The sequence below is a fragment of the Sporosarcina sp. Y1009 genome (assembly GCF_057669865.1).
Genome location: NZ_JBYHFO010000002.1, coordinates 75,929 through 88,824 on the forward strand (window position 1 = coordinate 75,929; position 12,896 = coordinate 88,824).

General features: G+C 37.4%; 19 protein-coding genes. 1 reads left to right on the forward strand and 18 read right to left on the reverse strand.

The genetic code is table 11. The features are described 5' to 3' along the window. The first annotated feature begins 205 nt into the window (after positions 1–205). Positions 206–1,234 carry a multicopper oxidase domain-containing protein gene (locus AC25Y1_RS02995; protein ID WP_488146463.1) on the forward strand — a complete coding sequence of 343 codons (1,029 nt, stop codon included), beginning with the start codon at positions 206–208 and terminating at the stop codon, positions 1,232–1,234. A 51-nt stretch (positions 1,235–1,285) separates the two neighbouring features. On the opposite strand, the gene AC25Y1_RS03000 is transcribed toward AC25Y1_RS02995, so the two are convergent. The 18 genes from AC25Y1_RS03000 to AC25Y1_RS03085 all read right to left on the reverse strand — a co-directional run bounded on the left by AC25Y1_RS03000 (position 1,286) and on the right by AC25Y1_RS03085 (position 12,894). Continuing rightward, complete coding sequence (locus AC25Y1_RS03000; protein WP_488146464.1) at positions 1,286–1,720, reverse strand: YusW family protein; 435 nt, start codon at positions 1,718–1,720, stop codon at positions 1,286–1,288. A 120-nt stretch (positions 1,721–1,840) separates the two neighbouring features. Continuing rightward, positions 1,841–2,320, reverse strand: a complete 480-nt coding sequence (locus AC25Y1_RS03005; RefSeq protein WP_488146465.1) for an SRPBCC domain-containing protein — start codon at positions 2,318–2,320, stop codon at positions 1,841–1,843. Between the two features lie 17 nt (positions 2,321–2,337). After that, positions 2,338–3,093, reverse strand: a complete 756-nt coding sequence (locus AC25Y1_RS03010) for an exodeoxyribonuclease III (RefSeq protein ID WP_488146466.1) — start codon at positions 3,091–3,093, stop codon at positions 2,338–2,340. Positions 3,094–3,201: 108 nt separating this feature from the next. Beyond that, positions 3,202–3,399 (reverse strand): hypothetical protein, encoded by a 198-nt coding sequence (locus AC25Y1_RS03015; RefSeq protein ID WP_488146467.1) that lies wholly within the window; start codon positions 3,397–3,399, stop codon positions 3,202–3,204. 67 nt (positions 3,400–3,466) lie between these two features. Further along, entirely contained in the window at positions 3,467–4,006 is a 540-nt protein-coding gene (locus tag AC25Y1_RS03020) for a Rossmann-fold NAD(P)-binding domain-containing protein (protein ID WP_488146468.1), read from the reverse strand. Beyond that, positions 3,999–4,589 (reverse strand): histidine phosphatase family protein, encoded by a 591-nt coding sequence (locus AC25Y1_RS03025; protein ID WP_488146469.1) that lies wholly within the window; start codon positions 4,587–4,589, stop codon positions 3,999–4,001. Before AC25Y1_RS03025 ends, AC25Y1_RS03020 begins: the two co-directional genes overlap by 8 nt. A 16-nt stretch (positions 4,590–4,605) precedes the next feature. Continuing rightward, positions 4,606–5,754: an acyl-CoA dehydrogenase family protein gene (locus AC25Y1_RS03030; protein ID WP_488146470.1), complete on the reverse strand. Its 1,149-nt coding sequence runs from the start codon at positions 5,752–5,754 to the stop codon at positions 4,606–4,608. Between the two features lie 168 nt (positions 5,755–5,922). After that, on the reverse strand, positions 5,923–6,573 hold the full coding sequence (locus AC25Y1_RS03035) for an SIMPL domain-containing protein (RefSeq protein WP_488146471.1): 651 nt from the start codon (positions 6,571–6,573) through the stop codon (positions 5,923–5,925). Positions 6,574–6,657: 84 nt separating this feature from the next. After that, positions 6,658–7,473, reverse strand: coding sequence for a GNAT family N-acetyltransferase (locus AC25Y1_RS03040; RefSeq protein WP_488146472.1), 816 nt, complete (start codon positions 7,471–7,473; stop codon positions 6,658–6,660). A gap of 42 nt (positions 7,474–7,515) precedes the next feature. Next, complete coding sequence (locus AC25Y1_RS03045) at positions 7,516–7,713, reverse strand: hypothetical protein (protein WP_488146473.1); 198 nt, start codon at positions 7,711–7,713, stop codon at positions 7,516–7,518. Beyond that, positions 7,692–8,321, reverse strand: coding sequence for a PP2C family serine/threonine-protein phosphatase (locus tag AC25Y1_RS03050; RefSeq protein ID WP_488146474.1), 630 nt, complete (start codon positions 8,319–8,321; stop codon positions 7,692–7,694). Before AC25Y1_RS03050 ends, AC25Y1_RS03045 begins: the two co-directional genes overlap by 22 nt. Next, the gene (locus AC25Y1_RS03055) at positions 8,318–8,770 is read right to left on the reverse strand and encodes an ASCH domain-containing protein (protein WP_488146475.1); all 453 of its coding nucleotides are present in this window, start codon (positions 8,768–8,770) and stop codon (positions 8,318–8,320) included. Before AC25Y1_RS03055 ends, AC25Y1_RS03050 begins: the two co-directional genes overlap by 4 nt. Further along, the gene (locus AC25Y1_RS03060; protein ID WP_488146476.1) at positions 8,763–9,467 is read right to left on the reverse strand and encodes a DUF2785 domain-containing protein; all 705 of its coding nucleotides are present in this window, start codon (positions 9,465–9,467) and stop codon (positions 8,763–8,765) included. The genes AC25Y1_RS03055 and AC25Y1_RS03060 overlap by 8 nt, the downstream gene beginning before the upstream one ends. Before the next feature lie 86 nt (positions 9,468–9,553). After that, entirely contained in the window at positions 9,554–9,763 is a 210-nt protein-coding gene (locus AC25Y1_RS03065) for a hypothetical protein (protein WP_488146477.1), read from the reverse strand. Positions 9,764–9,800: 37 nt separating this feature from the next. Next, a complete protein-coding gene (locus tag AC25Y1_RS03070) occupies positions 9,801–10,244 on the reverse strand; it encodes an ASCH domain-containing protein (protein WP_488146478.1) in 444 nt (147 codons plus the stop codon). Positions 10,245–10,293: 49 nt separating this feature from the next. Further along, complete coding sequence (dnaN, locus tag AC25Y1_RS03075) at positions 10,294–11,424, reverse strand: DNA polymerase III subunit beta (protein WP_488146479.1); 1,131 nt, start codon at positions 11,422–11,424, stop codon at positions 10,294–10,296. A gap of 23 nt (positions 11,425–11,447) precedes the next feature. Then, the gene (locus AC25Y1_RS03080) at positions 11,448–12,008 is read right to left on the reverse strand and encodes a nucleotidyltransferase family protein (RefSeq protein WP_488146480.1); all 561 of its coding nucleotides are present in this window, start codon (positions 12,006–12,008) and stop codon (positions 11,448–11,450) included. Beyond that, a complete protein-coding gene (locus AC25Y1_RS03085; RefSeq protein ID WP_488146481.1) occupies positions 11,998–12,894 on the reverse strand; it encodes a hypothetical protein in 897 nt (298 codons plus the stop codon). The genes AC25Y1_RS03080 and AC25Y1_RS03085 overlap by 11 nt, the downstream gene beginning before the upstream one ends. Positions 12,895–12,896: the final 2 nt, after the last annotated feature.

The window sequence follows — 12,896 nt, forward strand, 5'->3', positions numbered from 1 at the left end:
CTATTTATATAGTAACAAGTTTCGATAAATTTGCAATCTTCCGCGACAATTAATTTGTTTTTTTATTTTAACCTTAGGGAAATGCCTACATTGTGAATACTCTATGACATCATCATACATTGTGATTTATATCACAATCCGTGGTTTGTTTTATTCTTTTACTAAAGATAGTAAAAGAGTCCCAAAATAAAAAGGAGGCAAGAAAATGAAAAAGGTATTCGCAATTGGTTTGTCGGGGATTGTAGTCGCGGTGTTGTTGGCAAGTTGTGGTGATGCATCAGTTGATACTAGTAAGGAAAATTCAAATATACCTGCGACGTCAGAAACTGAAGCAGTTGTTGAAGTATTTGGGCCACACAAAGATTTAAGTCAAGAACCTGTACCACTAAATATCGAGCGTGTTGGCGAACATGAAGTGAATATTGAAATGACTGCACAAATCACAGATATTGAAATCGCAAAAGGAAAGATGTATAAAGCTTGGACTTTTAACGGCGAAGCACCCGGCCCATTGGTCGTTGTAAACCAAGGTGACACAATCAACTTCAAATTGGTAAATTTGGACCCAGCAATTCCGCATAGTATCGATTTGCATGCAGTTCATATTTCATCTTCAAAAAACTTTGCAGACATTATGCCCAATGAAGATGGAACATTTACTTATCCAGCAAATTTCCCAGGCGTCTTCATGTACCACTGTGGAACAGATCCAATCCTTTCACATATCGCAAATGGCATGCACGGCGTTATTATTGTAAAACCAACAGACGGTTATCCAACAGATGATGAAATTGATCGTGAATTTGTACTCATTCAAAATGAGTGGTATAAGTATAATGACTTTAATGCCTTTCTAAATGAACAACCAGAGCATGTTGTTCTCTCAACAAAAGCTTTGAATGAAGGGGATCGGAACACTAACGGTGATACTTTTAGCCTAAAGGAAGAACTACTCGTTGCAAAAGTTGGAGAAAAAGTTCGATTGTATATAAATAATATGGGACCGAACGAAGTTAGCTCATTCCACGTTGTTGGATCGATTATGGAAGATGTTTATGTAGACGGCAATCCGGCGAATCACATGAAAGGAATGCAGACAATCATGTTACCAGCTAGTGGCGGGTCTGTAGTTGAATTCGTAGTAACAGAAGAAGGCGATTACCCAATTTTAACTCACCAATTCAAACACGCAGATAAAGGTGCAATCGCTATCCTAAAAGTAATAGCTGAATAATAATCTGCCAAAAGGGCTTGCCAAAAGGGGGAGAGCCCTTTTACTATGCACTCATTTTGTCATTTTCAACTTTTTTGTATCAAATCCTTTAAATTTCACATCTAGTTTCAGACTTTTATAATCATTAATTTCGAAAGCCTCTGACGCTTTCTTTATCATATCTTCATCATCCATTTCAGAATCCAGTGCAAGCTTCTCAAATATCTCATCCAGTTTCTCCATCGCAGCATTGCCATGTAAATAGAAATCGTCTATTTTATTTTCATACACCGCTTCTGTTTTGTCTTTTTTTTCATCATAGGTTACTTTAAGCGCTTCTTTCATTTCAGTCGTATCAGCACTTACATCTAAAAATGTAAATCCATACTTACTCCCTAAAGATTCCTCGTCTCCTTCTTCTGCATTCGTTACTATATTCCGATTACTACAAGCACTTATTATCAGTATTGAACTTAAAATAATCATTAATAATCCCGTAAATTTCATTTTCAAAACCCTCTTCCTTTCTATACCTAATCACATCATTAATCTAACCTCCTAGGCGATGAGTTATACAAATCAAAAAAAGAGCGTTTCCCCAATGAAGGGTGATACGCTCCTCATTTATTATTCGAAATCTGCCAGTTTTTCAGTGTATTTTTTATGCCAATCTTTCCATGCTTCGTTCCTATGAAAAGTTTCACCATCCAATAAAGCAATGATAACATTGAGACACACATGCCAGCCCGCAAGATCTTTTTTCGTTTGCTCCGTTATCGTTTTCACTTTTTCTACTAAGATTAACCTACACCTATCATTTTCCGGGTAAAGTTCAAATCGAATGACATCTCCGAACCAATCAAATTCCAATACTGTGTTTGGTTTAAACTCCAAGATTTCAAGTTTTTCATCCATAACATCTGGAATATAGAATTTCATAAAACCGCCTTTACGAAGATCTCCGGCACGTAGCTCTTCAAACCAATTTTCGAGCATGCTATTATCCGTCAGCATTGACCAAACCGCTTCGACTGAGTGGTTCATATTTCGTTCCCATTTTACTAAATAGCCATCGCCATCTTCAATTTTTTTAATATCCGCAATCATTATAGAACCACCCTCTCTTACAAATTCACTTCTAACACAATTGGACAATGATCACTTCCAAGTACGTTTGCGTGGATTTCCGCATCTTTCAAAAAAGGTTGTAGACGATTCGATACAATAAAATAATCAATCCGCCAGCCAATATTCCGTTCTCTTACCTTACTCATATAAGACCACCAAGTATACGCGCCTTCTTGTTCCGGATAAAAATATCGGTATGTATCTGTAAAACCTTCCGCTAATAATTGGGACATTTTTCCACGTTCTTCAACAGTAAATCCTGAATTTCCGATATTCGATTTTACGTTTCGAATATCAATCTCTTCATGTGCAACGTTCAGATCTCCGCAAAAAATGACCGGTTTATCTTTGTCTAGCATCGTCAAATACGCACGCATCTTTTCTTCCCACTCCAACCGAAATGGCAATCGTGCTAAACTGCGTTGAGCGTTAGGAGCATAAACATTCACTAAGTAAAAATCCGAGAACTCTAAGGTCAAAATACGGCCTTCCTCTTCTTCATTTAAATCGCCTATTCCATATCTAACCGATAGCGGTTCGACTTTTGTAAACACCGCGGTACCGGAATACCCTTTTTTAACTGCATAATTCCAATACTGATAATATCCGTCTAGCTGCAAATCGATTTGACCTTCTTGCAGTTTTATTTCTTGAACAGAAAAGATGTCAGCGTCTACTTCTTCAAAGTACTCCAAAAATCCTTTCCGTACACAAGCTCTTAATCCATTCACGTTCCATGATACCAACTTCATAACATAAAGACTCCTTTAGAAAAACCATTACAATTATATGAATCTAGCATACCAAAAAGGAGGAGAGAACGTTAGATTTCCCCCCTCCTTTTTCAACATTCTTATTTTTCACAGCCAAAAAATCCCAATTAGAACAATTGCGCCTAATACGAATTTCCCAATCTGACCAAATTGTGCAGAGGAAATAATCGGCTTCGGTACTAGGAATTCTAATTCCTGCATTTCTTTTTCCATTAGATCCATTCGTTTATTTAACGCAACGATTTCTTCTTCCAGGGCTTGTTCACGGTTACTCCGTTCATTCATCTTACATCCTCCTCAGTAAAAAGATAATACTAACTATACGATGTAATGATGAAATAGTTTCAGCAAATTACATGGGTCGCAATTCGTATGGTTGGATTTGTCCTATAATACCTGTTTGTTGATCCGATTCAATTTGGGAAATCACGCCGCCTGAAATCTCTTCATGTGTAAGCCATCTTGAACGCTCATTCTTGAGCATAAAACCTAAAAACACCTTTCGATAGTGACAATTATCTGGAATTTGGAGTTTTTCATCTTTAAAATAACGGCGGCTACCCTTCACGTGAAATAACCGAAAATGATCTACTCCATGATTCATGCTACAAATCTGCTCTAATATACTGTAATTTGGCGTCCAACTTACAATAAGATCAAACGAACCTCTCTCATCAATTACATAAGACAATTTATCCATCAATTCGCTAGAATTATAATCGACAACTATTGGGAAAATCGAATTTACGGGACTGTTCGAAATGATTCGGTGAAACTTTGACTTTGTCCTTCCGATGATCGAGACTAGATAACCTTTTCGCGCAAGGGCAATGCAAGCATCAGATAGCATACCTGTCCCACCGATAATCAAAGCATGTTTTTTACTATGCATCTTCTACCTCCCATGTCCTCTTTACATCCAATAATTTGCCATTGGTAAATAGGAGCTGATAGATATCAGGTTTTGACGTACTTGCCCAAAACTCGTAACCATATTCCTGTTCAAAATAATTCATTATTATCGTCATTATATTTCCATGTGTACCTACGACAATATGCTTTCCCTCGTATTCATTTAGTAGTTGTTTAATGATGGGGACGGCACGCTCTTTCGCTTGTCTAGTTATTTCACCCCCAGGTAAACAATAGTCCTTATCCTCAAAAGACTTTTTTATCGCAGGTTCAACTTCTTCCCATGACAATTTATAATCGCCTTTTATCATCCGTTCACTTAATTCCTCAAACAACTTAATTTCTAAGTTTCGCGCTATTGCAATCGCCTCGATTGTTTTAATTGATCTAGCAAAGGGGCTCGAGACAATTACATCGATTTTTTCTCTAAGCATAAGTTTAGCTACTTTTCCGGCCTCAATTTCCCCATCTTTTGATAGTTTTCGAGTTCTTTCCTCACCAAAAATGAAAGGCGATTCAGCATGTCGAATCATATAAAGTGTTGTCGTTATTTGCTCCCCCAAAAACTATTCTCTCCTTCTACAATCCTAGATTTTTTGCGATGATTACTTTCATTATTTCATTTGTACCAGCGTAAATCGATGCCACTGGGATATCCCGATAACGTCTAGCAATCTTATACTCTTCCATATAGCCATATCCACCATATAATTGCATACATTCAACAGAAATATCTCGGGCACTTTCAGTAAGCCAATATTTTGCCATCGAAACTTTGGTGACCACATCTTTTCCAGCTATATGATCTTCGATTAGCGACTCTAGAAATGATTTACCTAGCTCTACCTTTGTTGCCATTTCCGCAATTTTGAACTGTGTATTTTGAAATGAAGATACAGGCTTTCCAAATGCTCTGCGTGAAGTAACATAATCGATTGTCATTTCCAGCATATCCTCCGATGCAATTTGAGCACCGATTGCGACGACGAGCCGTTCTTGCTGAAGCTTTTCCATCAAGTAGTGAAATCCTTTTCCTTCTTCACCAATCAGATTAGCTGCAGGTACTCGTGCATCCTCAAAAAATAGTTCAGCTGTATCTTGTGCATGAAGCCCGACCTTATCTAGTTTACGACCTTTCGTGAATCCAGGTGTACCGTCCTCGACAACAAGCAAACTAATTCCACGATGTTTCGGCTCCGCTTTTAGATCCGTTTTTACAACGATGATAAAAAGATTGCCGTTAATACCATTCGTAATAAAGGTCTTTTGACCATTTACAACATAATAGTCTCCATCGCGAATTGCAGTCGTTTGAACGTTCGCTAAATCAGAACCCGTGCCCGGCTCTGTCATTGCAATTCCAGTAATAATATCCGCCGTTAGACACCCTGGTAACCATCGTTCCTTCTGATCTTCCGAGCCAAAAGATTCAATATAAGGTACAACAATATCATTATGCAAACCAACACCAACTAAGCTTGTTCCTACACGTTCTAATTCTTCATTAATAATGACGCCAAAACTAAAATCAAGACCAAGCCCTCCGTATTCCTCATCTACTTGTGGACATAGGAATCCCATTTCGCCAAGTTTTTTCCAGAATGAGACAGGAATTATTCGTTCTTTCTCCCATTTGTCATAGTTTTTAACCGCCTCTTTCTCAAGAAACTTTCGAAGCGAATCACGAAACATACTATGTTCATCTGTTTCAAACCGATATTTCCCCATTAACACCCCTCCTAAATAGTGTGCGAATTCAACAAATGATTGACTACTCATTCATTAATTCTTCAAACACAATGTCCATAACTTAAGATTACGCCAACTGGAAAGGTTCTGTCAATTCAATTATAAATAGATAACGCCACTTCACAAGCTGAAATGGCGTGATACAAGTCAATATTGGAATTGCACCTCTACTGTCGCTTTGATATTGATCTGCCCTGGTTCAATTGGCGTGGTAGCACTCATTTCAGTCGCAGCAAAGCTTCGATACAAGATGGGTTCTTCCCTCATTGTTTCCACAATTTTAATTGGATGTGGATCTAGTTCTACTTGAATTGTATTAGCGATTGTTTGGGCCTTTCCTAATGCATTTCTCAACGCTAGACTTAAAGCCTCTTGATAAGCAATTTGTTCATTTTCAACTGTATACCTAATATTCGATACTTGATTAACACCATTTTGAACAGCCGTATCGATAATAACTCCTGCTTCTTCTATGTTCTTAATTGTTATATCGATAGAATTGATAACTTGGTACCCTCTGAAAACCTGCTGACCTTCAACATAGTCATATTGCGGAGATATATTATAAGCAACTGTTTGAATATCTTCTCTGTCTATACCTAATCCTAAGAGTGACTCAATAACTTGATTCATCAAATCTGCATTTTCCTGTTGCGCCTGACTCAATTGTTGGTTTTCCGTTCTAACCTCCAATTGAATTTGAACCGTATCTGGCGTAATTGATAAATTTCCGATTCCAGTAACAGTCATCACGCGCTTTTGTTGGCGAACCATTTGCTCTACATATGGGTGATTCATTTGTTCCCACCTTTCCTGAGAATCATTGTTTCTTTAGATAGTATGCTAACAAACTAGAAAAAAATTATTAATCGTCTCTAGTAATCATTTAAGTTCTCGTTTTACCCATATCGCCCTTGTATAAGCAACTTTCATTCCTGCTCGTTCCATGTTATTTTGACTGGTGGAAGCAAACTTTGCTTGTCCTACGACTAATCTACAATTGAGCAATTTTGCTTGATTGAACCGCTCTTGTATTAAAGCTGTTTGTAGCCCATTATTTCTCAGGGCTGGAATAGTTGCCGCCGCTGCTAACGTGGCAAACCCATTTTCATTAAATAATACACCGATTCCAGCAGGTTCTTCATCAATACTGGCAAGAAAAAAGCGCCAATGCTGATTATCGTAGAGGATTTCATTGTTTTGGGCAATTCCATCTTTTAAAAACTCAGGCATTTGAAATCCCTTTACATATATGTCTGCAAACAGTTCAAATTCATTCTTTTTTAACCTTCGAAGCGTAATTTTTGGGTCAATCGGTTTTAATTCAGAAGAAAGTTCAGCATACAACGTCGCATGAAAATCTATTTGATAAAATCCTGCCTCACTAAGATAAGTTAAGAGAGCTGGTGAAGTATGTGCAGGGGTCAACTCGAATCGTACTGGAATCTCCCTGACTCGATAATAATCGATTATTTCACTTACAATCTTTTCATCACCATCTTTTAACCCCTTAACCGTATTGAATGAAGGGCCTGGAATGTTTTTAACGGAAAAGGCTGTGGCATTTCCAAACTTTTGAATATCGACGTCCATTGGATTCCCGATGATCCCTTTAATGGCGGTTAGCCTTGAATGTAAAACATCTACTTCTGATTGTTCAATTGCATCAACTAATTCTCCGTTTAAGACAAGCGTCATTTTTTCTCCCCTAACGACTTTTTACTTTAGTAAATCCAATACCTACAGCTTTTCTGTTTCAAAATCGCTCGGAATACTTCCTTCTTCTTCCACATCAATTGTCCACGATATAATTGTCGTACTATCCCGTACATTACGATTTTCAATTTCTATCAACAACTGTGAAATACTTTCATCGAGTTTCTTTTCATCTAACGCATCTACTAGATTCTGTGGATCTAAATAGGGTTCCCCGGACATTCGACCAAACCATCTGTGGTCATAAAAATCAGGTTTCTCCCTTTTCTCAATTCCCTTGTTCCAGAACTATAACAAGGCACCGCCTTGTCAAATGTATTCACTTGCCCAATCCACTCGTAGAACTGTCTTTGATTTAGTTGAAATTGCTTTAAAGCTATTAGATCCGGATGAAAAAAGTAAACTAAACAATCCCCAACTGAAAACCACCAAATGTAGTTATCTTTCCTGACAACTATAAGACATGCAGTTTCCCCTTCGACATTTCTACACGCATCCGAAAAATTTTTAGAAAGAAAAATCTCGAGCAACTTACCCTCCAATTGTTTAACATCTAGATGCCCTTTTATGGATAATATCTGCGATAATGATTCGTTATGATGCTCAATAGTACGGATGACTAGCTCAGCACTTTCCGCACTTTTATGTGCATCTAATAGAACCGCAAACTCCCAATCCTCTGTCTGCCAAACAATGCAGCCATCCTCATTTTTAGTTTGTCCTGCTGAAGAGTTTCCGCCGAAACGACCAATCGCCATACGGTTAATCCACCGAACGTCTCGTACATCGACAAAGTCTTTTTCACTTCCTACCCATGAAAAGTTATTCATGGGCATGTATTTCCTTTTACATCAATTAACGTAAATCGCTCGCAAACAAGCAGCATGTCCTCACTAAATTCAAGTCCAACTTTTTGTAATTCACTTGTGAAATACCTCTTATGAATCGATTTCCAATTTTCATAAGAACCGTCCCCTTCAGCAATCGCAAATTCTTCTGTCACTTCATTCATTGGAATAAGCGTTACCTCAACAGTTTTAATAATCGCTACTGGTTGTTCTTTGTGATCCAAAATAATAAAGTAATCATCAGTAGTCGGTAAAGGCGTATTTTTGATCTCGTAAAAAACATGTCCCGAACAAGTCGCTGTCTTCACACCAGAAATAACTAACCGACCAAGCTTATCTGGTGTATCGCCAAACATACCCGAACTGACTGAGATTGGCTTTTCCCTACCCTTCCAATATTCATCCCAATAGCTTTGAGCTGCTTCATTCATCTGGTTTATTCCCCTTTTCATCGTCACGAAGGTACATCCAGATTTCTAGTATTGCAAAAACATCGTTCCTCACTTTCTCATGTTGTTCTTGAGACATCAGTATCAGATAAACCGACTTGAAGAAATTCTTAACTGTTCTTTGAGTGTGATAAGCTTCGATCAGCCCTTTATTTTCTTCTAGTCGAGCTTCAACTAATCTCTTCATTTTCTCAATCCATAATCGGATTTCCTTTTCATTATCTTTCTTTATTAATAATGAAGGGATTATCATAGCGAGTCGTTCCTCTTCTTCATCCAAATAATCCACTGGCCCTAACAGTGAATGTTCAATTGCAATAAGGATTTTTGTAATTCCTTCATTGGTTATTTCCAGATGTTTTGCCAAGGCCTCCAATGCATCTGCGCCATGAGCAATTGAATGCGCCCACCCTTTTCCTTCAATGAACCCCCTCGTATCTTTTTCAGCAATCATATACTCGACAACTTTTCCCACCGTATCTTGAACTATATTTTTACCCAATTGTGGTTTTACAATGTCATATTCTATAATTGCAGCAATTACCAAAACAGAAAACGAGCGTTTGAATACTGAATCGGTTCCAGACTCACCAATCCCATAGAATAAGTAATTATCCTTTTTAAGTTGAAACAAGAGATTATCAAGCTCATTTGCATCTAATTGATGGAAAAAAATCATCTTTCCAAAACTTTGATAAAGTGAAACTTCAATCCGTGGGGGTTTTCCTCATCCCCCACGGATTGTTAGTTGAACCAATCGGGCTTTTACGGGCAGTTGATCGCCCACCTATCCTTATCGTTTAACTCAAGTCTTGAGGTGGGCGTCTTACTGCCCGTTAATGCGGGATAGATCAATTCATCTCTAAGATAACTGTCTGGGTTACCGATTTGTATTAACATCTCATCTCGATCTTTTCTTTGAAGCTCTACAATGTCACCTTTTATGTACTTTTCTAATCTAGTTCGAAATGTCATACTATCCACCTCAATATTTCGTGAAATATTTCCATTATCACTGTTCCTTAACATCAACTAACTCAAATCGTTCGCAAACGAGAAGCATATCTTCACTAAACTCAAGTCCAACAGTTTGCAATTCACTTGTGAAGAATTCCACATGAGCCGATTTCCAAGCTTCATAAGGTCCTTCCCCCTCTGCAACAGCAAATTCTTCTGTCACCTCATTCATCGGTACAACCTGGACTTCAACAATTTTGATCATTGCGACCGGCTGTTCCATACTATTTAGAACTATGCTGTATTCTCCAACTTTGGGCAATGACTCTTTCTCTAATTCATAGAAAATATGGCCAGAACAGGTCGCAGTCTTCTTTCCATCTATCACAAGCTGTGCAAGTTCATCTGGTAATGCGCCGAACATCCATGCGCTAACATAAGCTGGTTTCTCATCGTTCTTCCAATAATCATCCCAATAGCTTTTTGCTGCTTCATTCATTTCAAAAACTTCCTTTATCTCTTATTTTTTAGTCTAAAATGTATCTGCTTCAATGCGTTCGCACTGGAGAAATCAGGTGAAAACAATTCGAACTGTTTAGTGGTGTAATGACAATCGGTTTCATCAAACCAAAGAAACTTATTGTTACCTGTTCTTCAGGTATTCTTTTTAACGCTTCCAGTATCGTTCGCCCATCAAATGACATTCGAAAATCGCTTTCACCATCAAACTTTATGCTTTTCTGAAATTCCTCTATCATCCCAACTTCAGTAGAATTCGATGATATTTTGATTGTCCCAGCATCCACAATTTCCAGTTGCACATTATTATATTTCCATTCTGTTGAAAATACACAGGCTCTATCGATGCCATCTATTAATAACTTTGTGTCTAAGGTTACCGTTGCTTTTGGCTCTGTCGGCAGCAAAGATTGCGCATTGGGATAACTACCATCTATCAACCTAGAATAAAGTGATCTGTTGAATGTCTTAAAAGCGATAAAGTTGTTTGTATAATAAATATCTACAATTGCAGAATTACTCTCCTTAAGGTTTATCAATTCTGCCAAACTTGTACTTGGAACAATGAATGATTCTGTTATCTCTGAGTTTATATGTATTTCTTGACTTGCTAATCTACGGGAGTCCGTTGCGATGCAACTAAGTTTGTTATTACCAAAGTCCATCTTCACACCTGTTAAAATAGGTTTATCTTCACTTTTAGAAACTGCAAACACAGTTTGTTTGATAGCTTTCGTTAACTTTCCAAAAGGAACTTTTACACATTTGCTAGAATCCATCTCAGGGAGTTTTGGATATTCATGAGCATTAAAACCTTTTAGTTTTGTTTCAATATCACCAGATTTTAGTGCAATTGAGTCTTTATGAGCTGATTTAATATAAATATCCTTTGGTAGTTTTTTCACGATTTCATTCAGATAACTAGATAAAACAACCGTACTTCCATATTCACTAATATCAACAACCTTTTCGTCATCAGTTCGTAAAGGGATTGTCCTTTCTAATATAATATCTGAGTTACTTCCTGTTAATTTCAAGCCACTTCGGTTAGCTTCTATTTTTATTCCAGATAGTATTGGAATAACGCTCTTTGATGAAATAACTTTATTGATTTCCGATACTGCACTTGCAAATAAAGAATAATTCACCGTGAATTCCATATTAAACCTCCCTCGTCCAACGTTTAAACTTTGACCCTATTCCATATGGCTTGCCAATTCTTATCTCTTAACCTTTTCTCAAAGATTAGCATTCTGTCCTTTGATACCCTAAAAAAAGGCGTCGGTTTCACTTCCATATTTATTACATCTTTTATCCCATGGGGTGCTGTTAATTTCAATTTGTTTTCATTATCTAGTTTCACCCCTAAAGCAGTCGCTGTTTCAGGAAATTTAGAAATTGCATCAACAGCAGAACTGTAGGGCGGGCCATTATTGGCAATATGCATCCTTGCTTGGTTTTTAACTGACCAAGGAGTATTTGGTAATAACTCCCCAAGCGCTTCTTCATATTTCTTTTCTACCTTTTTATCAATAGTAGATGGATCATAATAAATCACGTCAATATCCGGAGTTGGTGTTCTTTCGTCAAAACCATGCAACTCATCCCAAATTTTAGCGCGAACAAATCCAGCACAAATCCACCAATCCGGTAAATTCAATGAATTTGCAGCGTTCAATAATTCCATCATCCATTTGTCTTGTTGAATAATTGTGATGATATCTTTCTCTGTATCAATCTTCATGTATAACTCCCTCATTTTGAATATATGCATACCATGTCTCTGAAACATCATAGGAAAGTGACTCCACAATATGAAGCGAATAGGGACAAGTTGAATCTACTTCCTTTTCAATCGATACTATGCCTAATTTAGTAGCATCCTGGATTTGTATAGCTATGATCTTATCAAGTAAGGTCAGTTCCGCTAAATCCTGGACACCTATCCAACCTAATTCCCAATTATCTTTATCAGCCGGATACATGAAACTAAATGCAATGACTTTGTTATCGTTAATCACAACATAGCTATTTTCTACGTTCAAATCTTCCATTATGATGTCTTCCCAACTGGTAAGTGGGAAATCACCAACTGGATTATCTAAATGAGTTTCGGTATAAATTCTTTTACCTAATTCAAAAAGGCTAGTCATCAGGATTGGATCATCAGTAATTTCTGAAATGGTTGTAACCTTTCGATCATTCGTTAGCACTTCACGTTCTTGAGTCTTAATCATTATTACTTCTGTTTTTCTAATGAACCGCAACCCCTTATTCAACAAGACTTCATCCAAACTTTCAAATCGATTATCAACCAAGAAAAATAACGGTTCATTAAATTGTTTTTTCAACTCGTCAATCATTAATTGAAGCGCAGCGTTGTTAACTCGGTTGAAGTCGTACGCAAGACGGACGTACACACAATGTGGATGCCAAGTTGATTGATGAGTAGTAGCTACCACGGCCACTCCATTTTCATCATCAATTGAAAAGATTCCTTTATTCATTTTGCTGTTCATACTCGCTATAAAATTTCTTTCCAAATCCTCATGTTTCGAATAGACCTTCGTAACGAACGCCTTCAAATACACGCTACTTACTCCAGCTTGTCTTTGTACAATCACTGTCATTT